This window comes from Mesorhizobium sp. M7A.F.Ca.CA.002.15.2.1 (assembly GCF_003998715.1).
GTDB classification, from domain to species: domain Bacteria; phylum Pseudomonadota; class Alphaproteobacteria; order Rhizobiales; family Rhizobiaceae; genus Mesorhizobium; species Mesorhizobium ciceri.
Genome location: NZ_RZPI01000021.1, coordinates 1 through 21,432, shown reverse-complemented (window position 1 = coordinate 21,432; position 21,432 = coordinate 1). Strand labels below are relative to the sequence as shown.

Below are 21,432 nucleotides of genomic sequence, written 5' to 3'. Positions count from 1 at the left end.
GGCATCAGGAAAGGACAGATGAGCAGCGTGATACCGAGTGCGTCGGCGGTTCTGCGCACGCCGTCAAAATCGTTCTCGAGCGCGTCGATCGAGAAATGCCCAGTCGGCATGGCAAGCCCGTTCCTGTCGAGCTCGGCGCGGAATGCCTGGGGATCATCATAGACGCCGCCGAAACCTTCGACCTGGGCGTAGCCGAGCTTGCCGAGCATGGCGAGCACACCGTCCCAGGGTTGGAAATTGCGGGCGCTGTAAAGTTGGAATGACCAATTCATCGTCTCTGTCCGTTTTGCTTGGGGATCGTCGTTGGAAGGTTGGTTCTCGGAAGCTAGATGCGTGTGCCGGTTGCGGTGTCGAAAAGCGAGGCGCGCATCGGATCGAATCCAAGCGTCACCGCCTCGTCGTTCTTGGGCGTGCGTTCCGAGGTCACTCGGACGCTGAAATTCTGCTGGGCAAGCTTCAGCCAGACCAGCGTGTCGGAGCCCATGGGTTCGACCACCTCGACATTGGCGGCCATCGAGAACGGCCAGCCGGTGCCGCTGTTCAGGCTGACATGCTCGGGCCTGATACCGAATGTGACGGGGCCGGGAGCCGGAGGCTTGGCAAAGTCGTAAGTGCCGAGCGGGATCTTGATATCCCCGGCCGCGAACCGCCAGCCGCCGTCGGCGTCTTCCAGGTGGCCATCGACGAAGTTCATTGCGGGCGAACCGAGAAAGCCGGCGACGAAGCGGTTGACCGGACGGTTGTAGATGGTCTGCGGCGCATCGAGTTGCTGGATGACGCCGCCCTTCATCACCGCGATGCGGTCGGCCAGCGTCATCGCCTCGATCTGGTCGTGGGTGACGTAGATCATGGTGTTCTGCAGCTTGCGATGCAGCAGCTTGATCTCGACGCGCAGTTCGGCGCGCAGCTTGGCGTCGAGATTGGACAGCGGCTCGTCGAACAGGAACACGTCGACATCGCGCACCAGCGCCCGTCCGATGGCGACGCGCTGGCGCTGGCCGCCGGAAAGTGCGGCCGGCTTACGCTGCAGCAGCGGTTCGATCTGCAGGATTTCAGCCGCCCGCGTGATCCGCTTGGCGATCTCTTCTTTTGGCGTGCCGGCGACACGCAGCCCGAAGGACAGGTTCTTCTCCACCGTCATTTGCGGATAGAGCGCATAGGACTGGAACACCATGCCAATGCCGCGGTCCTTGGGCTCTTCCCAGGTGACGTTCTTGCCCTTGATGAAGATGCGGCCTTCGGAAACGTCGAGCAGGCCGGCAATGCAGTTGAGCAAGGTCGACTTGCCGCAGCCGGACGGCCCGAGCAGCACGATGAACTCGCCATCGGCGACATCCAGATTGAGCGTCTCCAGGACGGTCACCGCGCCGAAATTCAGCGACAGGTCCTGGATCGAAACGCTGGTATCGTTGGCTGCCGTCATCGCCATCACCCCTTCACCGCGCCGGCGGCGATGCCACGTACGAAAAGCTTGCCGGAGATGAAGTAGACGATGAGCGGCACAAGCCCGGTCAGGATGGTTGCGGCCATATTGACGTTGTACTCCTTCACGCCTTGCACCGAATTGACGATGTTGTTGAGCTGCACCGTCATCGGATAGGTGTCGGGGCGGGTGTAGACGACGCCGAACAGGAAGTCGTTCCAGATGCCGGTCACCTGCAGGATGATGGCGACGACGAAGATCGGCAGCGACATCGGCAGCATGATGCGCAGGAAGATGCCCCAGAAGCCGGCACCGTCGACACGTGCCGCCCGGAACAGCTCCTCCGGCATCGAGGAGAAATAATTGCGGAACAGCAGCGTCAGGATCGGCATGCCGAAAATGGAATGGACGATCACCAGCCCGCTGAGGCTGCCATAGAGGCCGATCTCGCGCAGGATGATGACGATCGGATAGATCATCACCTGGTAGGGAATGAAGGCGCCGACGATCAGGATGATGAAGAACGTATCGGCGCCCTTGAAGCGCCAATTGGCCAGTGCATAACCGTTCACCGAGGCGATGGCGATCGACAGCAGCACTGACGGCACGGTGATGCGCACCGAATTCCAGAAGCCGCGCGAGAGCCCGTCGCAGTTAAGGCCGGTGCAGGCAGTCGACCACGCTTTGACCCACGGTTCGAAAGTGATCTCGAGCGGCGGTGAGAAGATGTTGCCGAGCCGGATCTCCGGCATGCCCTTGAGCGAGGTGACGACCATGACGTAGAGCGGCAAGAGGTAGTAGACCGCCATGACGAACAATGTGCCGTATAGGAAGACGTTGCGGCGCGAAATCACGCGGCGCGGCTTCGGGCCGTAGGGATCGGTGATGCCCTGGCGCGCGCCGGCGGCGGTGCTTGCTTGAGCGGTGATGTCTGCCATGCTCATTTGCGCCGCCCGAACTCGAGATAGGCCCAGGGCACGATGACGATCACCACCGAGAGCAGCATCATGGTCGAGGCAGCAAAGCCCTGGCCGAGGTTCTGGGCGAAGAACATATAGTCGTAGACGTATTTGGCCGGCACTTCGGAGGCGATGCCTGGGCCGCCGCTGGTCTGGGCCACGACGAGGTCATAGACCTTGACGATGCCGGCAGCGATGATGACGAGCGTGGTGATGAAGACCGGCCGCATCATCGGGATGACGATGAACAGATAGGTCTTCCACATCGGGATCCCATCCACCCGCGCCGCCTTCCAGATGTCCTCGTCAATGCCGCGCAGGCCAGCCAGCATCAGGCACATGATGAGCCCTGTGCCTTGCCACAGCGCCGCGATCGATATGCCGTAGATGACGATGCTGGAATTGTAGAGCGGGTCGAAGCTGAAGCTCGTCCAGCCTAAGTCACGGACCACATGCTGGATGCCGAAATCCGGATTGAGCAGCCACTGCCAGACCAGGCCGGTGACGATGAAGGAGAGCGCGAAAGGATAGAGGAAGATGGTGCGCAACGTGTCCTCGAAGCGGATCTTCTGATCGAGCAGTGCTGCAAGCAGGAAGCCGATGACCAGCGAGAACACCAGCGAGATCGCGCCGTAGATCAGCAGGTTCTCGATCGAGATCAGCCAGCGCGGCGTCGCCCACAGCCGGTAATATTGGTCGAGCCCGACGAAATTCAGCCGCGGCAAGAGCTTCGAATTGGTGAAGGAATAGAGCACCGTCCAAACGGTGCCGCCGACGAAAACCACCATGGCGGTGAGGATCATCGGGATCGAGGCGACCTTCGCATTGAGGTTGCGGAACAGAAGGTTGGGGCGTTCGCTCTTGCTCATCTCGTCAGCCGGCTGGGTAAGGGCGGTGCATTCCCGGCCCTGCATTCGCAAGGCCGGGAGCGAGGTGGCTTGCCGCCAGCGTCAGTCCGCCGAAGCGATGAGGTCGGCGAAGCGCTTCTGTGCGTCTTCGACGGTCAATTCCGGCTTGGCGAAGAATTCGGCGAAAAGGTCTTCCTTCTGCTTCTGGGTGTCCTGCGAAAGCAGTTGGTCCGTCCATGGAATGACGGCGCCCTTGGCGAGGATGGCGAGGCCTTTCTTCATGCAGTCGTTCGCCGCGTTGAGATCGACGTCGCCGCGCACCGGCAGGGAACCCTTCTTCAGATTGAAGGCAACCTGCGTCTTGGGATCGAGCAGCGTCTCGGCCAGCACCTCCTGCGCCTTGCTCTTGTCGGCATCCTTGAGCAGCGGGAAGTAGAAGGCGTCGCCGCCCGTGGCTATGACCTCGTTCAGCCCAAGGCCCGGCAGGCAGGTATAGTCCTTGCCGGCGGTCTTGCCGGCAACCTGGAACTCGCCCTGTGCCCAGTCGCCCATGATCTGGCCACCCGCCTTGCCGGTGATGACCAGGTTGGTCGCCTGGTTCCAGTCCTGCACATTGGTGTCCTTCGCCATCTTGCGGGCATCGTCCGCGGCCTTGAAGACCTTGGCGACTTCGGGCCCGGCGGCGAACTTGGCATCCTTGTCCTTGTAGACCTTGAGGAACGTGTCCGTGCCGCCCACAGCCGCAAGCAGCACGTCGAAGGCACCGGAGGATTGCCAGGCTTGCCCGCCGACGGCGAGCGGGATGATGCCGGCCTTCTCCAGTGCCGGCGCTGCCGCCACGAATTCATTCCAGTCCTTCGGCAACGGCACGCCGGCCTTCGCGAAGGCTTCGTTGGACAGCCACAGCCACTGCCAGGAATGGATGTTGACGGGCACGCAATAGATCTTGCCGTCGATGGTGCAGCCGTCGAGCAGGCTCTTCGGCCGCACGACATCAGTCCACTTGCCCTTGGTGGCGACGTCGGTGAGGTCGCGCATCAGGCCGGCCTGCACCAACTCTTCCGCCTGCCGGCCGTGGTTGAACTGCGTGGCGCCCATCGGATCGCCACCGGTGATGCGGCTGATCATGATCGGCCGCGCCGTGCCGCCGGAGCCGGCAATGGCGCCGTCCACCCAGTGGTTGCCGGTCGCATCGAATGCCTTGGCAAGTTCCGCAACCGCCGCGGCCTCGCCGCCTGAAGTCCACCAATGGGTGACTTCCAGGTCCGTCGCGGCCGCCTGGCCGGCAAATTGCAGTGCAGCCGTCGCCGCCAGGGCAGCGGTCAAAAATCTGTATCGCATTTCGGCTCCTCCCAGAATCTGAAACGTTACAGATTTTCGATACGGCAATTGCGCGGGCTGTGCAACCCATCAACGAAGCGCCCTCGATATTTTTTCGGGCCGCGAACAAATCCGCCTGAATGATCGCGCTTCTCATGCACTGCAGCATGGTTTGCTGCGGCGCAAACACCGAAATGCCGCCTGATACGGGCAAAAGGCGGCGGCAGGGCGATTTCTCCTGGAATCCCAATGCGTTTCGCAAAAAGAACCATCCACCTCGTGACGAGGACATACATCTCGATACTGGCAATCTGTAACGTTTCAGTATATTGACGCTTTGCCGGGGCTGGGACGCATATCGTATCGCTATGACGGCGATTGCCGACATGGCCCGCGGCTGCTATGCGCCTGACGGGCGGGACGAATGGACAGACAGCGTACGGACAAGAACGGGGAGAACTCGGCACAGGGACGGCCGACGTTGAAGACGCTTGCCTTCATGACCGGGCTCGGCGTCACCACCGTGTCACGCGCCTTGAAGGATGCCCCGGAAATCGGCGCCGAAACCAGGCGCCGCGTCCAACTCGTCGCCAAGCAGATCGGCTACCGGCCGAACCGCGCCGGCGTGCGTCTGCGCACCGGCAGGACCAATGTCATCAGCCTCGTGCTCAACACCGACCGCGAGATCATGAGCTTCGTCTCGGACATCATCTACGGCGTTTCGGAAGTGCTCGCCGAAACGCCCTATCACCTGATCGTCACGCCTTATTCCCGCTCGCAGGATCCGATGGAGCCGATCCGCTATCTCGTCGAGACCGGCTCGGCCGATGGCGTCATCATCTCGCGCACCCAACCGAACGATCCACGCGCCCGCTACATGCTCGAGCACGGCATGCCCTTTGCCACGCATGGCCGCACCGACATGGGCCTGGTCCACCCCTACCATGACTTCGACAACCATGTATTCGCGATGGAAGCCGTGCGCCGCCTGGCGAGCATGGGCAGGCGCAAGCTGGCGCTTCTGTCGCCGCCACCCGGGCTGACCTATTATGGCCACACGCTGAACGGCTTTGCCGATGCGCTGAGCGAGGTCGGCGCCAGCGAAATTCCGTTCAACACCGTTTCCATCGATCACACGATCGAGCAGATCAGGACCAGGACCGCGCAGGTGATGCGCCGCGAGAACAGGCCGGACGGCTTCGTCAGCAGCGCTGCCGCCGCGACACTGGCTATCGTCGCCGGCATCGAAGATGCCGGCCTCAAACTTGGCCGCGACGTCGATGTCGTGTCCAAGCAGTCGTCGGACCTGTTGCACCTGTTCCGGCCGGAATTGCTCGTCGTCAACGAGAACTTCCGCCTGGCCGGCTCCGATCTCGCCCGCTCCGTGCTCGGCTGGATCGGCGGCGCCGCACCCGGCTCGCTGCAGCGCCTGGTCGCCACCAGCGAGGTTCAGGCGTTCAGACCCCCGGTTTCCGTTTAGGCTCTTGGGCCGGCTTGTCAGCCAGCCGCACCGCTTCCCCACGGCCCATGGAACGCGCCTTTGTCGTCGATACGCTCGAAGCCGTGCGCGCCGAAGAAGTCGCGTTGCGCCTGGATCAGGTTCGAGGTGCCGCGGCCCTGGCGATAGCTGTCGAAATAGGCAAGTGCGGAAGACAGCGCCGGAACCGGCGAGCCGGCCTCCGAAGCCCTCGCCACGATGCGGCGCAGCGACGGATGCGCTTCCTGCATCAGCGAGATGAAGGCCGGCGCCATCAGAAGGTTGGTCGAGGCGCCGCCCTTGCTGAAGGCTTCCGCCATGGTGTCGAGCATCTGCGAGCGGATGATGCAGACGGCGCGCCAGATCCTGGCGATGGTCGGCATCGGCAGGTTCCAGTTGAATTCCTTCGACGCGCCGTCCATCACCGCAAAACCTTGGGCGTAGGCGGCGATCTTGCCGGCGAACAGCGCCAGTTCCAGATCTTTCAGCAAGGCGTCCTTGTCACCGGAAATCTTCGTCACGCCGATGTTGCCATAGGCCTTTTCCGCCGCCAGCCGCTCGTCCTTGATCGACGACAGAACGCGCGCCGCCACCGCCGCCTCGATCGCGGTGGCCGGGATGCCGAGCTGCTGCGCCTCGATGACCGACCATTTGCCGGTGCCCTTCTGGCCGGCGCGGTCGAGGATGATGTCGACCACCGGTTTGCCGGTCTTCGGATCGTCGGCGGCCAGCACCTTGGCGGTGATCTCGATCAGGTAGGAGTTGAGCCGGCCCTTGTTCCAGTTGGCAAACACCGTGCCGATCTCTTTCGGGCCCATGCCCAGGCCGTCGCGCAGGATGCCGTAGATCTCCGCGATCATCTGCATGTCGGCATATTCGATGCCGTTGTGGATGGTCTTGACGAAATGTCCGGCGCCGTCGGTGCCGAGCCATGCCGCGCAGGGTTCGTCCTTGAATTTGGCGGAGATCGCCGTCAGCACCTTCTCGACGCGCTTCCATGAGTCCTCCGTGCCGCCGACCATGATCGACGGCCCGTGGCGTGCCCCCTCCTCGCCGCCGGACACGCCCATGCCGATGAAGGTGAGACCCGAACCGGAAAGCTCGGAGAAGCGCCGCATCGTGTCGCGGAAATTGGCGTTGCCGGCATCGATGACGATGTCGTTGGCCGACAGCACGCCACGCAGTGCCGCGATCTGTTCGTCGACCGGCTTGCCGGCCAGCACCATGATGATGATCGGGCGCGGCGGCCGGATCGCGGCGGCGAGCTCTTCAAGGCTGTAGCAGGGCACGACCATGTCCCTGAGTGCGCCGGCATTCTCGACAAAGGCATCGGTGCGCGCCCTGGTGCGGTTGAAGACAGCGATGCGGTGCCCGTGCTCGGCGATGTTGAGCGCCAGGTTGGAGCCCATCGTGCCAAGGCCGATCAGGCCGATTTCGGCTTTTTCCATCGTTTCTTCCCTGCTCTCGGATCGTTTGTTGAGACCGCGATTTTGCGGGCGATGATTGACGGGCCTTGACGCCTGCGTCAACCGCCTCGCCGAATTGTGTTGCCCGGATTGTCGGTCGTGCCCGTGTAGAGGTACCTGGCAGTCCCGCCTACGGCCTGATGTCGACGGGCGCCTCGATCTTCACCATCTGAAAATCCGAGACCAGTATGTCGATGCGCACCGTCCACCGGCCGGGCAGCGGAATGACGAGGTTGTCGACGCGCCAGCTGCCGTCGCCGGGCTTGGTTGCCGCGCGCTTCAAGGGCTCGATGCCGGAATCGGGCTTTGACAGCACAAGCGTTACCTCCTTGGCGTCGAGCGGGCCGAAATCGCCGCTCATGATGACCATCGAGGCAACGACCGGGCCGGCATGGCCTGGAGTGATGTTGAGATCGGCCATCGCTTGCAGCGCGTGGATATGGACCGACACCGGTTGCGCTGCCGCGATCGCCAGGGCTCGTGGCGGCGGTGTGAAGCGCCAGCCCGCGGCAACGCCGAAAATCGCCAACACGATCAACATCTCGACGCCGATCGAGCGGACCAGCCTGCGTTGAACTTCCGTCGATCCCGCCTCGGCCGATGCCGTGAGTTTCCAGCGGTTGACGGCAGCGAGCGTGAACAGAAAGACCAGCAGCCCGAGCTTGATCAGCAGCAGCCTTCCATAGGCGGTGTCGACCAATGCCGCGGGCGTTTGCACCTGGATGACGGCAAGCACGGTGCCGGCAGCGGCAAGCACGGCCACCACGGGCAGGATCGCCCAAGAAAATCGCCGCAGGAATGGCGTGGCCTCCGCCGATTGCCCCTTGAGCGCCAGCCCGAGTGGGACCAATGCGCCGACCCACGACGCGATGCAGACGCCATGCAGGAACACCATCGGCCGCGTCAGCCATTGCGGTTCGGCGGCACTGGCATGGCCGCTGGCGGCAAGGGCAATCCCCACCCCGGCCAGGCCGGCCAGCGCCAATGGCTTGGCGGTGGCACGGGGACCGGCCAGCGACAGCAGGCCAAGCCCCAGCGCGATCAGCGCGACCAGCACCGTCCAGCCGAAGCTGGTGCCGAGCCCGGTCCGCCAGATGACCGATTGTGCCAGATGGGAGAGCGGCGCCCCGAGTGCATCAAGCCCCTGCAATCCGAGCGACAGGGACGACGCGACCAGCCCGCTCAGGATTGCAGCTGCAACGAAGCGTTGCCCGGCACGGGCACTTCCGGCCAACCAGGCAAGCGCGAAGGCGCCGCCAACGCCGAGGAAGAGGCCGACGTAGAGAAAGATTTTGCCCGCCCAGATAGCCGACCGCAACGGCCAGTCGACGGTTTCGGATACGGCCGGCGGTTCGCTGGGCGCTCCGATGGAAAACAGCAGCGATCCGCCGACGGGATGACCGTCTGCGGAGATGACGCGCCAGCTCAAGACATGCGTGCCCGACTTGAGCGGCTGCGGATTGTCGATCTCGACGGTCTGGTCGCTGAGACGAAAGGCGGTCAGTGGAACCGGCTTGCCGTCGGGCTTCACCAGCGTCAGCACCAGAGGCGAGACCGGCTCGCTGAAGGTCAGCGAGAACTGCGCCGGTCCCTGTGCCAGCACCGCGCCGTCGGCCGGGTCGGTCTTGATCAGCGCGGCATGGGCAAAGGCCTGATCTGACACGGCAAGGCTGGCAAGAAACACGATCACAGCCAACAGGCCGACGGCAAGCCGGCCGGTGCGTTTGCCGGTCATGCAAGCCGTTTGCAGGAGGGAGGTCGTGCTCATGTCACCGCCACGAAAAAAGAGCGGCGCACTCGAAAGAGCGCGCCGCCTGGGAGATCATTTCTTCGGCAGCAGCTTGATGCCGGGTGCCGGGCTTTCCAGTGCGTCTTCATCCTGCCCTGCCGCTGGAATCTCGATCCAGCGATCGGCTGCACCGTCGCATTCCTGCACGACCGGGAAATAGAGTTTTTGGCCGACGGGGAGATCCGCCGTCAGCGTCGCGCGGAAAACGAACTCGTCATAGAATTCATCGGGCAGGTTGCCGCCGCTCCAGTCGACCTCCTTGACCCCATCGGTCACCGCCTGACCGTAGAGCTGGTAGGATTTCTCGTACTTGCCCTTCTTGGTCTGCAGCGTCCAGCCGGGCTTCGGCATCGGCTTGATCGCGATCACCCCTTCCGGAATCTGCACGCGCACGGCGGTCGTCGCCTTGCCGTCGCAGCCATGCGGCACGCGCAAAACGGCCTTGTAGGTCGAGCCGACCGCCGCCTCCTGGGTTTCGAACGTGATATGCGCGAAGGCGGCGCTGGTTCCGAGCGCGAGAAGTGCGCCGGCCGACAAAAGATATTTGTTCATGATGGTCCCTCGGATTTTCAAGATTTGTCGAGCTGGCGCGGTCAATTGGCGTGATCGTCCACGGCGCCGCCGCCCATGCCTTCGACGGCGAAATCGACGCTGACGGCGCCGGCCTTTTCGAAGGTCAGGGTGGCGGAGAACTTTTCGCCCTGTTTGGGTTGCCGCTTCAGGCCCATGAACATCAAATGATAGCCGCCAGGTGCAAGGGCTACCTTGCCGCCGGCCGGAATTTCCAGGCCGCCGGCAACCGGCCGCATGGTCATGACGCCGTCCTTGACGCCCATCTCATGCAGCTCGGCCTTTTCGGAGACATCGGAGGAAATCGACACCAGCCGATCCGGCGCACTGCCCTTGTTGGTGATGGTGAAATAACCGCCGGCCACTTTGGCGCCGGCCGGCGTGGCGCGCGACCAGGGGTGGCCGATCTCAAGATCGCCAACCTTGAACTCATGCGCGAGGACGGACTGGGCGCCTGTGAACAGCAGCGCAAGAGCCAGCACGGCAATGCCGACACGCTCTTCGATGCCGCGTAGAATGCTGCCCGGCTCAGGACGCGCGGCGTCAGGGAAAAAATAGGACATGGTTGCTCCATGAAGTGAAGGTCGCGCCGTTGCCGGTCGCGAGCAGTTAGATCTTTGGATGGGTACGCCCACGAAAGGTTCCGCCGGGCAAACAGGCTCAGGCCGTCAGCGGCGGCGCGCGCGGGTTCGACGGCGAGCGCTCACGCGCAAAGTCGAGATGGATGGCCGCCGGGAAGACAAAGGCGACCGTTTCAAAGGAAAGGCTGCCCGGCGCCAGACCGGCATTGGGCGGCGGCGCAAAGGCCGCCGAAACCATGCTGCAGCCGAGCACGCAGCATGCCGGCAGATGGGACGGCGGCTGGTTGCCGCCCGGAAGCTGGGTTGCGCCTTCATGGGTACAGATGACGTTGCCAAAAGCGTCGAGTTGCGATGCATTGGGACCGGCGCCGAAGGCGAATGCACCAAGCGTCGACTGGAGCAACAGCAGATAGGCCGCGACAAGCGCGACCGGCATGCTCCATCGTCTCCTCGATACGCCCAAAGCCCTGCCTCTTCGCAGCAACCAACCATATCTAGCACGGGGCCGGCGGGTGGAAAATCGCCAAATCGCCGCGGCGGCAACGCGGCAGGCCCAAGGCATGTCGCCCAGAAGTGTATAGCGGTTTTGGGACAACATGCATGAAACAGGGCTCCGAGCCGCGATGCGGCTCAGTGTTTTTGCAGCGACCGGCTCTCCGGGATCGAGGTCAGCAATGTCTGGCGCGCCGACTTCAAATGCTTGCGGCAAGCGGCGTCGACCTTGCCGAGATCGCGTGATTTCAGCGCTTCTATGTAGACCAGATGCTCACCGATCGCGACTTCGTTGCGCTCGCGTTCCTGCGCCTTGTTCCACTGGTAATGGTAGTGGAAGATCATGGCGATGACATCGTAGAAATCGACGATGAAGCGATTGCGCGATGCCCGGTGGATCAGCCGGTGGAAGCGCTCGTCGAGTTCGGAGAACTCGGTGAAGCGGGCGGCTATGTCGTTTGCCAGCTGGCGATGCTCGTCTTCCAGGCGGTCGAGATCGGTCCAGACTGCGCTGTCCTGCGGTAAAGCGGCAAAGGCGGCCGCCGAGCGCAGTTCGAACATCTCGCGGATTTCGGTCAGCTCCAGCGCGAAAGCGCGCGTAAAGCCCTTCAGCACCCAATGACTGTTGCGACGTTTCTCGATCAGGCCGAAGCGGGAGAAGCGGATCAGGAACTCGCGCACGCTGGTGGTGCCGACGCCGATCTCGCGCGCCAGTTCGAGTTCGTTGATCTGCATGCCGGCTTCGGCGCCGCCGGCGAGCAGCCGACGCATGAACGACCGTTCGATGATCTCGGCCAGCGTGTCTGTCTCTTCCTCGGGGAAGAAATCATCGGGAAGCGGTTCGCGCAGCACCGTCTTGGCGCGCTTGTTCCAGGCGATCAGCCCGGTCTCTTCCATGCGCGCGAGAATGGTGCGCACCGTGGTCCGGCTGACGCCAAGCAAGGTGCCCAGTTCCGGCTCCGAAGGCAGGCTGCGCGTTTCGTCGAGCAGCCGCAGGCAGCGGTTGTAGGCATCCTTGTAGACGTTGTTGCTCTTCGACATCCCTGACCCGTTGCACGCCGTCGCTTGCAGCGGACGGTTTGAAGCGCAATATGACGTTCGCATGGCTCTGAGAAGCGAAATTGCTTCCCGGAACAACCCGGAGACATGCGGAACTCCCCACGAAAAAACAATTGACGCAAAACTGTTTTTTCACGATAAAAGACAATATCTCTAAACAGGCGCGTGTCAATCCGCCCCGCGCAACCCAGGATCACCCAGGAAACCGCCCGTGAACGCCTCCAACTGCATTCTTCTGTCCCCCGCCGACAATGTCGCCGTCGCCAACGGCCGCATCGAGATCGGCACCGCGCTGCCGGGCGGTGCCGTCGCCAGTGCGCTGATCGAGCCCGGCCACAAGGTGGCGATCAAGCCGATCGCCGCCGGCGAGGCCGTGGTGAAATACGCCCAGGCGATCGGTCGCGCGACACAGGACATCGCAGCCGGCGAGCACGTGCATTCGCACAATCTGGTTTTCGAATCCGGCCGCTTGCCGGTCGTGCCGCCGAGCGAGGCCGAGCACGCGACGGAGGCCGACCGCGCCCGCACCTTCATGGGCTATCGCCGCGCCGATGGCCGCGCCGGCACGCGCAACTTCATCGGCATCGTCGCCAGCGTCAATTGCTCGGCCACCGTCTGCCATTCCATCGCCGATACCGCCAACCGCACGCTGTTGCCGAAATACCCCGGCATCGACGGCTTCGTGCCGATCGTGCACGGCCAGGGCTGCGGCATGAGCGGCACCGGCGACGGCATGATGGTGCTGCACCGCACGCTTGCCGGCTATGCCCGCCACCCGAATTTCGGCGGCGTGCTGATGGTCGGCCTCGGCTGCGAGGTCAACCAGCTCACCCTCTACGGCCAGAAGGGCGTCGCTGCCGGCAAGCGCCATTTCAACATCCAGGACGCCGGCGGGTCGCGCAAATCGGTGGAAAAAGCGATGGGCGTGCTGGCCGAGATCGCCGAGGAAGTCGGCCAGTTGAAGCGTGAGCCGATCCCGGTCAGCGAGATCGTCGTCGGCCTGCAATGCGGCGGCTCCGACGGCATGTCGGGTATCACGGCCAATCCGGCGCTGGGCGCGGCTGTCGACATCCTGGCCGGCGTTGGCGGTATCGGCATCCTCTCCGAGACCACGGAAATCTACGGCGCCGAGCATCTGCTTGCCTACCGCGCGGCAACGCCGGAGATCGCGCAGAAGCTCGACGGCTTCGTGAAGTGGTGGGAGGACCACGTCGCCAAGCATGGCGCCTCGATCGACAACAATCCCTCGCCCGGCAACAAGCGCGGCGGCCTCACCACCATCCTGGAGAAGTCCCTCGGTGCGGTCGCCAAGGGCGGCCAGACGCCGCTCAACGGCGTCTTCGGTTACGCCGAAAAAGTCACCGGCAGTGGCCTGGTGTTCATGGATACGCCTGGCTACGACCCGGTTTCGGCGACCGGCCAGGTGGCGGGCGGCGCCAACGTCATCGTCTTCACCACCGGCCGCGGCTCCTGCTTCGGCTGCCGTCCGACGCCGTCGATCAAGGTCGCCACCAACTCGACCATGTACCACCAGATGGAAGAGGACATGGACGTCAATTGCGGCGTCATCGCCTCGGGTGAAAAGACCATCGCCGGCATGGGCCGCGAGATCTTCGAACTGATCGTCGAAACGGCTTCCGGCCGCAAGACCAAGAGCGAGGACTTCGGCTACGGCGACAACGAGTTCGTGCCCTGGCATCTGGGCGCAACACTTTAGATTTTACTGATATAAAATAGACGGCGCGCCGGTCAGCGGCGGGCAACGGGGAGGTTTTGCATGGAAAAACGCCGTATCGGTCGGACAGCTCTGGAGGTCACCGAAGTCAGTTTCGGCGGCGCCGCACTTGGCGGCCTTTACCGCGCCTGTTCGCGCGAAGCGGCGATGGAGACGCTGCAGGGCGCCTGGGATGCCGACCTGCGCTATTTCGACACCGCACCCTTCTACGGTTTCGGACTGTCGGAGCGCCGCTTCGGCGACTTCCTGCGTTACAAGCCGCGCGATTCCTATGTGCTGTCGACCAAGGTCGGCCGGCTGTTTCGCCCGGTGCCGGACGATCAGGTTCCCGATCACTCCTATGTCGATCCGCTGCCCTTCGCGCTCGACTACGACTATTCCTATGACGGCATTATGCGGTCGGTCGAGTTCAGCTATGCGCGGCTTGGCCTAAACAGGATAGACATCCTGTTTGTCCACGACATCGGCGCCTACACCCATGGTATCGAGAAGACCAAGCTGCATTTTCGCGACCTGATGGATGGCGGCCTCAAGGCACTCGAAGAGCTGAAACGGACTGGCGTCATTTCTGCCTATGGGCTTGGCGTCAACGAGGTGCAGATCTGCCTGGACGTGATGCGCCGGGCGCCGCTCGACTGCATCCTGCTTGCCAGCCGCTATTCCCTGCTCGACCGCAGTGCCGAAGCGGAGTTGCTGCCGCTATGCCGGGCACAGCAGACCTCCTTGGTCATTGGCGGCGTGTTCAACTCCGGCATCCTGGCGACCGGCCCGGTGCAAGGCGCACATTTCGACTACCGCCCCGCCAGCCATGACGTGCTCGACCGCGTCGGCGCAATGGAAAGGATCGCCGCCGAGGGTGGCTATCCGCTCGCCGCCGCAGCGTTCCAATTCCCCTTGCATGAAGCTGCCGTCGCCACCGTACTGACCGGCACCGCCAAGCTGGCAAATCTGACGCGCAACCTCGAGCTGCTCGACATCGACGTACCGGAAACGGAATACGCCAAATATCGTCCCTACACGCTGGTGCAGGAGCTGGTGTGAAACTTCATGTTCCTTCGGCACATGGAGGAATGGATATTCCATATTGACGAATTGGTGGAATTAATATTCCATACGTTCCCAGAACGGAACGGAAGCGTGACGGCGCCAATGGGAGAACAGGGCGGGGGATCTGCCTCTGCCAGACCTCGCAACGACTGGTCAAACACCGCTTGCATCGATCTGTTCGATGCACTATCAAAACAGGGCAACTGTTTTTTATTGATAAAGTTCTGTTTGGGACCGCGCCTATCCGAACGGAGCTTCCGTATCGTTCACCGGGCGACTTAGGGAGGAAACCTCATGAAATTCGTGACCAGCATTCTCAACCGCCGCGCCGTCATGGCGCTGGCAGCAGCTTCAATGCTCGCCGGCGTCATGCATCCGGCGCCGGTTTCGGCGGCGGACGTCACCATTCCGATCATCGTCAAGGACACCACGTCCTTCTACTGGCAGATCGTTCTGGCCGGCGCCCGCAAGGCCGGCAAGGATCTCGGCGTCAACGTGCCGGAACTCGGCGCCCAGGCTGAAACCGACGTCAACGGCCAGGTCTCGATCCTCGAGAACGCCGTTGCCAGCAACCCGGCGGCCATCGTCATTGCGCCGACCGAGTTCAAGGCGCTCGGCAAGCCGATCGATGAAGCCGCTGCCAAGGTCAAGGTCATCGGCATCGACTCCGGTGCCGACTCCAAGGCCTTCACCTCGTTCCTGACCACCGACAACGTCCAGGGCGGCCGCGTCGCTGCCGACGGCCTCGCAGCTGCCATCGGCGCCGCCAACGGCGGCAAGATCGAGGGCGACGTTGCCCTGATCACCAACGCACCTGGCGCCGGCTCGCTCGAACAGCGCAAGCAGGGCTTCACCGAACAGCTGGCCGCCAAATATCCGGGCCTCAAGCTGGTTGCCGACAAATATGCCGACGGCCAGGCCACCACCGGCCTCAACATCGCCACCGACCTGATCACCGCCAACCCGAACCTCAAGGGCATCTTCGCTTCCAACCTGATCATGGCGCAGGGCGTCGGCCAGGCCGTCGCGGAAAACAACCTTGGCGGCAAGCTGGCGCTGGTCGGTTTCGACAGCGACGAGAAGCTGATCAAGTTCCTCAACGACGGCGTCATTTCCGCCCTCGTCGTCCAGGATCCGTACCGGATGGGCTATGACGGCATCAAGACCGCGCTCGCCGCCTCCAAGGGCGAGAAGGTCGAAGCCAATGTCGACACCGGCGCCAATCTGGTGACCAAGGACAACATGAAAGATCCCAAGATCGACGCGCTGCTCAATCCGAAGCTCTGAGCCGTCGCATCCGCAATCGTCTCCGGGGCACCTCGCCCCGGAGACACAAACTGCCGCACGAACGGCTTGGCAATCCGCACGCCTGAGCCAGGCTGTTTTCGAGGCATATCCCTGCCTCGCCGCGTGCCAATCGTGAGGCCAGCCTGGGAAGCCAATCCGGGAGGCCAATCTGGGAGGATTGTCATGATTTCGACGGCGCAGGAACTGCATCCCGCACCCGTTCTGGAACAGGGGCGGACTATCCTCGAATTGCGTGGCCTGGAGAAGCGCTATCCCGGCACCCACGCGCTGAAACCGGTCGATCTCGCCTTCAAGTCCGGTGAGATCCACGCCATCGTCGGCGAAAACGGCGCCGGCAAATCCACGCTCATCAAGCTTCTGACCGGCGTCATGCCGCGCACCTCCGGAGAGATTGTCTGGGAGGGCCAGGCGGCCGCCCTGGCGACGCCGCACGAGGCGATGGCGCTCGGCATCAATGCCGTGCACCAGGAAGTCGTGCTGTGCCGTCACCTGACGGTCGCCGCCAACATGTTCCTCGGCGAGGAGAATTCGCGCTTCGGCATCCTGCAGCAGCGCGCCATGGTCAGGCAGGCGCAGACGATCATCGACGACCTAGGCTTCGACCTGCCGGCGCATGTCACGCTCGGCGACCTGACCATCGGCCAGCAGCAGCTGATAGCCGCCGCCCGCGCCACCGTGCGCGGCACCAAATTCCTGATCTTCGACGAGCCGACCGCCTACCTCACCCGCAAGGAGGCCGACCAGCTCTTCACGCTGATCCGCCGTCTGAAGGGCGAAGGCGTGACGATCATCTACATCAGCCACCGCATGGAGGAAGTGTTCGAACTCGCCGACCGGGTATCCGTGCTGCGCGACGGCACGCTGGTCGGCACCCGCAACATCGCAGAGACCAACGATGCCGAACTGGTCAAGATGATGATCAACCGCTCGATCGAGCAGGTCTATCACAAGGAGCATTTCACGCCGGGCGCCGCCATCATCGAGGCGAAAAACCTGTCCGGCAAGGGCTTCGAAAATGTCTCGATGACGGTCCGCGCCGGCGAGATCGTCGGACTCTATGGGCTGATCGGCGCCGGACGCAGCGAGTTCGTCACCACGCTCTACGGCCGCCACCGCAAATCCGCCGGCCAGATCCTCTGGGAAGGCAAGGAGGTACAGGTCAATTCCGAACATGACGCGATCAAGCTCGGCATGGCGCTGGCGCCGGAGAGCCGCCGCGACCAGGGCCTCTGCCTCAACCTGCCGGTCGGCTTCAACCTCAACCTGCCGATCTACAAGCGCATCTCGAACAATCTGCTGATTTCGAGCACGCAGGAGAAGACGCAGGCCGATCGCCAGATCGCCGATCTGCGCATCAAGACACCGACACGTGGCGCGCTGGCATCCAGCCTGTCGGGCGGCAACCAGCAGAAGATCGTCATCGGCAAATGGCTGGCGCACGGCGCCAAGCTGTTCATCTTCGACGAACCGACCGTCGGCGTCGATGTCGGCACCAAGGCCGAGATCTACCGCCTGTTCGGCGCGCTTTTGTCAAAGGGCGCCGGCATCATCCTGATCTCGTCCTATCTGCCGGAAGTCTATGAACTCGCCGATACGCTGCATGTGTTCCGGCGCGGCAAACTGGTGGCGACGCACGGTTTTCACGCCGCCAGCCACGAGGATATTCTCACTCAGGCGCTCGCCGAGAAACAAGAAAAGTTGGGAGGACAGATATGAGCACCGAGGCGATCGCCGTCGAAAAACCGAAGCGCAACTATAATGTCCTGTTCGGGCTGACGCTATTGGCGCTGCTGGTTCTGCTCTGGATCCTCCTCTCCGTGACGACGACGAGCTTCGCCTCGGCCAACAACATAGCCAATCTCCTGCGCCAGGGCTCGATGATCGCCATCATGGCGGTCGGCCAGACCTTCGTCATCATCACCGGCGGCATCGATCTGTCGGTCGGCGCCGTGGTCGGCTTCGCCACCGTGGTCGTGGCCATGATGATCAATGCCGGCTTCCCCATCTGGCTCGCCATTCTGGTGACGCTGCTGGTCGGTGTCGCCATCGGCATGTTCCACGGCTTCGGTATCGTCAAGATGGGCCTGCCGCCCTTCATCATCACGCTGGCGACGTTGACCTCGCTGCGCGGCATCGGCCTTTTGATGACCAACGGCAATTCGATCAACATCAACAGCGACACCTTCACCGCCTTCTCGCGCAATTCCTTCATCGGCATCCCCAACCTGTTCTGGATGGTGATCCTGGTCGGCATTCCGGCCTATATCTTCCTGCACCACAGCCGCTGGGGCAGATACCTGTTTTCGGTCGGCTCCAACGCCGAGGCCTCGCGCCTGTCCGGCGTCAATGTCCAGCGCACCATCTACATGGCCTACACGCTGTCGGGCCTGTGCGCCGCCTTTGTCGGCGTGCTGCTGGCCGCCCGCATCGGCATCGGCAACCCGACGCAGGCCGAGGGCTGGGAACTGCAGGCGATCGCGTCGTCGGTCATCGGCGGCACCTCGCTGTTCGGCGCCGTCGGCTCGGTGCATGGGCCGCTGCTCGGCGCCTTCATCCTGGCCACCATCAACAACGGCGCCAACCTGCTCAACGTCAATTCGTTCTGGCAGCGCATCATCACCGGCGCGCTGATCATCATCATCGTCTACTTCGACGGCCTGCGCCGCCGCGGCAAGTAGCGACCCCGCAATCAACCGCCGGTCCGCCACACCAACGGGCCGGCGATTTCATGACTGGATTAGCGCATGAAAGCCGTCCTCTGCCGTTCGCCCGGCGATCTTGTCCTTGAAGACCGGCCCGCACCCGAGGCACCGCCTCCCGGCTGGGCGCTGGTGGCGGTCAGCCATGTCGGCATCTGCGGCACCGACTACCACATTTTCGAGGGCAAGCACCCGTTCCTCGCCTATCCCCGCATCATGGGTCATGAGGTCTCGGGTACCGTGATGGAGACCGGCGAAGGCGTCGAACTGGCCATTGGTGAGCCCGTCGTCGTCAACCCCTATCTTTCCTGCGGCAAGTGCATCGCCTGCCGGCACGGCAAGCCCAATTGCTGTGTCAGGATCGAGGTGCTTGGCGTGCATCGCGACGGCGCCATGTGCGAACGCATCCTGGTGCCGGCGCAAAATCTCTATCCGGCCAACGGCCTTTCGCTGGCCGACGCCGCTGCCGTCGAGTTCCTGGCCATCGGCGCGCATGCCGTGCGGCGCGCCCGCGCCGACCCCGGCGCCCACACGCTGGTCATCGGCGCCGGCCCGATCGGGCTCGGCACCGCCATCTTCGCCCGCATCGCCGGGCTCGACGTGACGCTGCTCGACATGAGCAGTGAAAGGCTCGCCTTCGCTGGAAACGAGCTTGGTTTCCAGACCCTAGACGGCTCGCGCGGCGCGGTGCCCGATCTGATCAGGGAAGCGACATCAGGCGAAGGCTTCGATGTGGTCTTCGACGCCACCGGCAACACCCAGTCGGTGCAGTCGGCCTTCGCCCATGTCGCGCATGGCGGAACGCTGGTGCTGGTCTCCGTCGTCAAGGACGACATCAGCTTTTCCGATCCGGAATTCCACAAGCGCGAGATGACGCTGATCGGCAGCCGCAACGCGCTGCGCGCCGACTTCGACCATGTCGCCGCCTCGATCCGCAACGGGGCCGTACCACTGGCCAAGCTCGTCACACACCGCACCACACTCGCCGCCACGCCGCGCGATCTGGCTCGTTGGGCGCATGAGAAATCCGGCCTGATCAAGGCTGTGATCGAGGTGGGGTTATAACATGGCAGGCGGCGAAGCCGGTCCTCAAATGCGCCGCCGCTGGCAAGTGAATGCGGCCGAGCTGGGCCGGGCACTCCCTACAGCGCCGACAGCTTCAGCTCCACCCGTTCGGCCGGAAAGCGCGACTCGGAAAACTGGATCGGCTGGCCGTCCGGCGTGACGTTGACGGCAACCGTGACCAGCACGATGGCGCCCGGCTGCAGGTCGAGGTCGGCAAGGTCCGCCGCATCGGCATGGCGCGCCGACAGCACGGTCGATTGCCTGAGATAGTCGTCTATGCCGAACCGCGCCAGCGATGCGGTGATCGAGCCTGTTTCCCCCATCGCGGCATCGATGCCGGCAAAGCGCCGGGCCTCGAACCAGCCGGCAGCGCGCGACACCGGCCGTCCGTCGGCTTCGCCGCGCGTTTCCAACCGGATCACATCGGCTCCCTTGGGAAGACCCAGTCCCTCGGCGACGCGCTGGCTGGCCGGCTCGACCGACGAGGCGAGCAGGACGATGTGCCGTTCCGTCGTTTGCCCTTGCAGCCCTGTCGAAAAACGTGTGCGCGCCCCGATCGGATAGGACAGCCGCTTGCGCGACAGTACGAAGGTGCCGCGCCCCTGCTCGGCCCGCAGCACGCCTTCCCTTACAAGGGCTGATATGGCGTTGCGCACCGTGTGACGGTTGACGCCATAGCGTTCTGCCAGCGCCACCTCCGGCGGCAGCGCTGCATTCTCCGTGAAATCGCCGATGGCGATCGCATGTAGGATCTTGTCGGCGATCTGCCGCCACAGCGAAACGCCACTGCGCCGCTCGATGCTGTCCGCTAACAGCCGCCCGACCATCATTGCCCCAACCTTCCAGCGCCCAGTCTTCTATCGCTGTCATCCACCCGTCATGGACACGCGTTAGATAATAGATATAATTTGTATAGTTGTCTACATCAATAGACAAATTAACAAAGAGGAATGCTGCTGATGCGAGGACAGGAAGCCCGCGACCAGGCCGAGCGCAAAGCCGCCATGGCAACCCTTACGCAATCCAGCGGCGATGACATCGTACGGCTCTGGAATGAGGCCGGACTGCCTTCGGACGCCGAGCTGTTGCGCGGCCCCGAAACCGGCCTTGTCACCCTGCGCGGCCGCATCGGCGGCGGCGGCGCCCCTTTCAATGTCGGCGAGGCGACCGTCACCCGCGCCACGGTCAGGCTACCCACCGGACAGGTCGGCCATTGCTATGCGCTTGGCCGCGACAAGCAGAAGGCGAAGCTGGCGGCTATCGCCGACGCCCTATGGCAGGACCCTGCCCGCCGCAATGAGGTCGAGACCGGACTGATAGCGCCTCTGCGGTCGGCTCTGACCTTGGCGCACGAAAAACGCCGCGCCGAGACGGCGGCAACGAAGGTCGATTTCTTCACCATGGTTCGCGGAGAAGACTGATGGACATTGCAGCGCAATCGATCGAGGGCGGGTTCGCCGATCCGGTCTTCAACGCCCAGACCGTGTTCCGCGCCGTGATGGACGCAATGGCTCGGCCGGGCAGCGTGCAACCGCTGCCGGCCTTCGCCCGCCCGCCGGTGCCGCTCTCGGCTACCGCCGTCGCCATCGCACTC

The 21,432-nt window shown here is 63.5% G+C and carries 21 protein-coding genes and 1 pseudogene; 9 read left to right on the top strand and 13 right to left on the bottom strand.

Annotation, left to right across the window (positions count from 1 at the left end):
- The 6 genes and pseudogenes from ENZ74_RS02870 to ENZ74_RS02845 form a co-directional block, all read right to left on the bottom strand.
- A pseudogene (locus tag ENZ74_RS02870) lies at window positions 1–272 on the bottom strand (sugar phosphate isomerase/epimerase); the annotation flags it as partial.
- 53 nt (window positions 273–325) lie between these two features.
- A complete protein-coding gene (ugpC, locus tag ENZ74_RS02865; RefSeq protein ID WP_027161308.1) occupies window positions 326–1,423 on the bottom strand; it encodes a sn-glycerol-3-phosphate ABC transporter ATP-binding protein UgpC in 1,098 nt (365 codons plus the stop codon).
- Between the two features lie 5 nt (window positions 1,424–1,428).
- Window positions 1,429–2,361 (bottom strand): carbohydrate ABC transporter permease, encoded by a 933-nt coding sequence (locus ENZ74_RS02860; RefSeq protein WP_024504414.1) that lies wholly within the window; start codon window positions 2,359–2,361, stop codon window positions 1,429–1,431.
- 2 nt (window positions 2,362–2,363) lie between these two features.
- Window positions 2,364–3,251, bottom strand: coding sequence for a sugar ABC transporter permease (locus tag ENZ74_RS02855; RefSeq protein WP_024504415.1), 888 nt, complete (start codon window positions 3,249–3,251; stop codon window positions 2,364–2,366).
- A gap of 81 nt (window positions 3,252–3,332) precedes the next feature.
- Window positions 3,333–4,571, bottom strand: a complete 1,239-nt coding sequence (locus tag ENZ74_RS02850) for an ABC transporter substrate-binding protein (RefSeq protein ID WP_063169023.1) — start codon at window positions 4,569–4,571, stop codon at window positions 3,333–3,335.
- A gap of 26 nt (window positions 4,572–4,597) precedes the next feature.
- Window positions 4,598–4,822 (bottom strand): hypothetical protein, encoded by a 225-nt coding sequence (locus ENZ74_RS02845; protein WP_127224157.1) that lies wholly within the window; start codon window positions 4,820–4,822, stop codon window positions 4,598–4,600.
- A gap of 152 nt (window positions 4,823–4,974) precedes the next feature.
- Between ENZ74_RS02845 and ENZ74_RS02840 the strand changes: the two genes are divergently transcribed.
- Window positions 4,975–6,030 carry a LacI family DNA-binding transcriptional regulator gene (locus ENZ74_RS02840; protein WP_063169024.1) on the top strand — a complete coding sequence of 352 codons (1,056 nt, stop codon included), beginning with the start codon at window positions 4,975–4,977 and terminating at the stop codon, window positions 6,028–6,030.
- 17 nt (window positions 6,031–6,047) lie between these two features.
- Here ENZ74_RS02840 and gndA read toward each other — a convergent pair whose 3' ends face one another.
- The 6 genes from gndA to ENZ74_RS02810 form a co-directional block, all read right to left on the bottom strand.
- Complete coding sequence (gene gndA, locus ENZ74_RS02835) at window positions 6,048–7,475, bottom strand: NADP-dependent phosphogluconate dehydrogenase (RefSeq protein WP_127312658.1); 1,428 nt, start codon at window positions 7,473–7,475, stop codon at window positions 6,048–6,050.
- A gap of 148 nt (window positions 7,476–7,623) precedes the next feature.
- Complete coding sequence (locus ENZ74_RS02830) at window positions 7,624–9,261, bottom strand: copper resistance CopC/CopD family protein (protein ID WP_063169026.1); 1,638 nt, start codon at window positions 9,259–9,261, stop codon at window positions 7,624–7,626.
- A gap of 54 nt (window positions 9,262–9,315) precedes the next feature.
- Window positions 9,316–9,834: a YcnI family protein gene (locus ENZ74_RS02825; protein ID WP_013529535.1), complete on the bottom strand. Its 519-nt coding sequence runs from the start codon at window positions 9,832–9,834 to the stop codon at window positions 9,316–9,318.
- Between the two features lie 41 nt (window positions 9,835–9,875).
- Entirely contained in the window at window positions 9,876–10,415 is a 540-nt protein-coding gene (locus ENZ74_RS02820) for a copper chaperone PCu(A)C (RefSeq protein WP_063169027.1), read from the bottom strand.
- 97 nt (window positions 10,416–10,512) lie between these two features.
- Window positions 10,513–10,869, bottom strand: coding sequence for a DUF2946 family protein (locus ENZ74_RS02815; protein ID WP_063169028.1), 357 nt, complete (start codon window positions 10,867–10,869; stop codon window positions 10,513–10,515).
- 194 nt (window positions 10,870–11,063) lie between these two features.
- Entirely contained in the window at window positions 11,064–11,966 is a 903-nt protein-coding gene (locus ENZ74_RS02810) for a GntR family transcriptional regulator (RefSeq protein ID WP_013529532.1), read from the bottom strand.
- Between the two features lie 229 nt (window positions 11,967–12,195).
- On the opposite strand from ENZ74_RS02810, the gene ENZ74_RS02805 reads away from it, so the two are divergent.
- The 6 genes from ENZ74_RS02805 (at window position 12,196) to ENZ74_RS02780 (ending at window position 19,838) form a co-directional block, all read left to right on the top strand.
- Window positions 12,196–13,701, top strand: a complete 1,506-nt coding sequence (locus ENZ74_RS02805; RefSeq protein ID WP_013529531.1) for an altronate dehydratase family protein — start codon at window positions 12,196–12,198, stop codon at window positions 13,699–13,701.
- Window positions 13,702–13,761: 60 nt separating this feature from the next.
- A complete protein-coding gene (locus ENZ74_RS02800; RefSeq protein WP_063169029.1) occupies window positions 13,762–14,760 on the top strand; it encodes an aldo/keto reductase in 999 nt (332 codons plus the stop codon).
- A gap of 300 nt (window positions 14,761–15,060) precedes the next feature.
- Window positions 15,061–16,053 (top strand): ABC transporter substrate-binding protein, encoded by a 993-nt coding sequence (locus ENZ74_RS02795; protein WP_063169030.1) that lies wholly within the window; start codon window positions 15,061–15,063, stop codon window positions 16,051–16,053.
- A 183-nt stretch (window positions 16,054–16,236) separates the two neighbouring features.
- Window positions 16,237–17,790: a sugar ABC transporter ATP-binding protein gene (locus tag ENZ74_RS02790; RefSeq protein WP_063169031.1), complete on the top strand. Its 1,554-nt coding sequence runs from the start codon at window positions 16,237–16,239 to the stop codon at window positions 17,788–17,790.
- On the top strand, window positions 17,787–18,752 hold the full coding sequence (locus ENZ74_RS02785; RefSeq protein WP_013529527.1) for an ABC transporter permease: 966 nt from the start codon (window positions 17,787–17,789) through the stop codon (window positions 18,750–18,752). The genes ENZ74_RS02790 and ENZ74_RS02785 overlap by 4 nt, the downstream gene beginning before the upstream one ends.
- A 66-nt stretch (window positions 18,753–18,818) precedes the next feature.
- Window positions 18,819–19,838, top strand: coding sequence for a zinc-binding alcohol dehydrogenase family protein (locus ENZ74_RS02780; RefSeq protein ID WP_063169032.1), 1,020 nt, complete (start codon window positions 18,819–18,821; stop codon window positions 19,836–19,838).
- Window positions 19,839–19,915: 77 nt separating this feature from the next.
- Here the strand turns inward: ENZ74_RS02780 and phnF are convergent, their stop codons facing one another.
- A complete protein-coding gene (gene phnF / locus ENZ74_RS02775) occupies window positions 19,916–20,665 on the bottom strand; it encodes a phosphonate metabolism transcriptional regulator PhnF (protein WP_063170337.1) in 750 nt (249 codons plus the stop codon).
- Between the two features lie 132 nt (window positions 20,666–20,797).
- On the opposite strand from phnF, the gene phnG reads away from it, so the two are divergent.
- Entirely contained in the window at window positions 20,798–21,259 is a 462-nt protein-coding gene (phnG, locus tag ENZ74_RS02770) for a phosphonate C-P lyase system protein PhnG (protein WP_063170338.1), read from the top strand.
- The coding region (locus tag ENZ74_RS02765) for a phosphonate C-P lyase system protein PhnH (protein ID WP_206522252.1) at window positions 21,259–21,432 on the top strand (174 nt) is incomplete at its 3' end. The genes phnG and ENZ74_RS02765, both read left to right, overlap by 1 nt.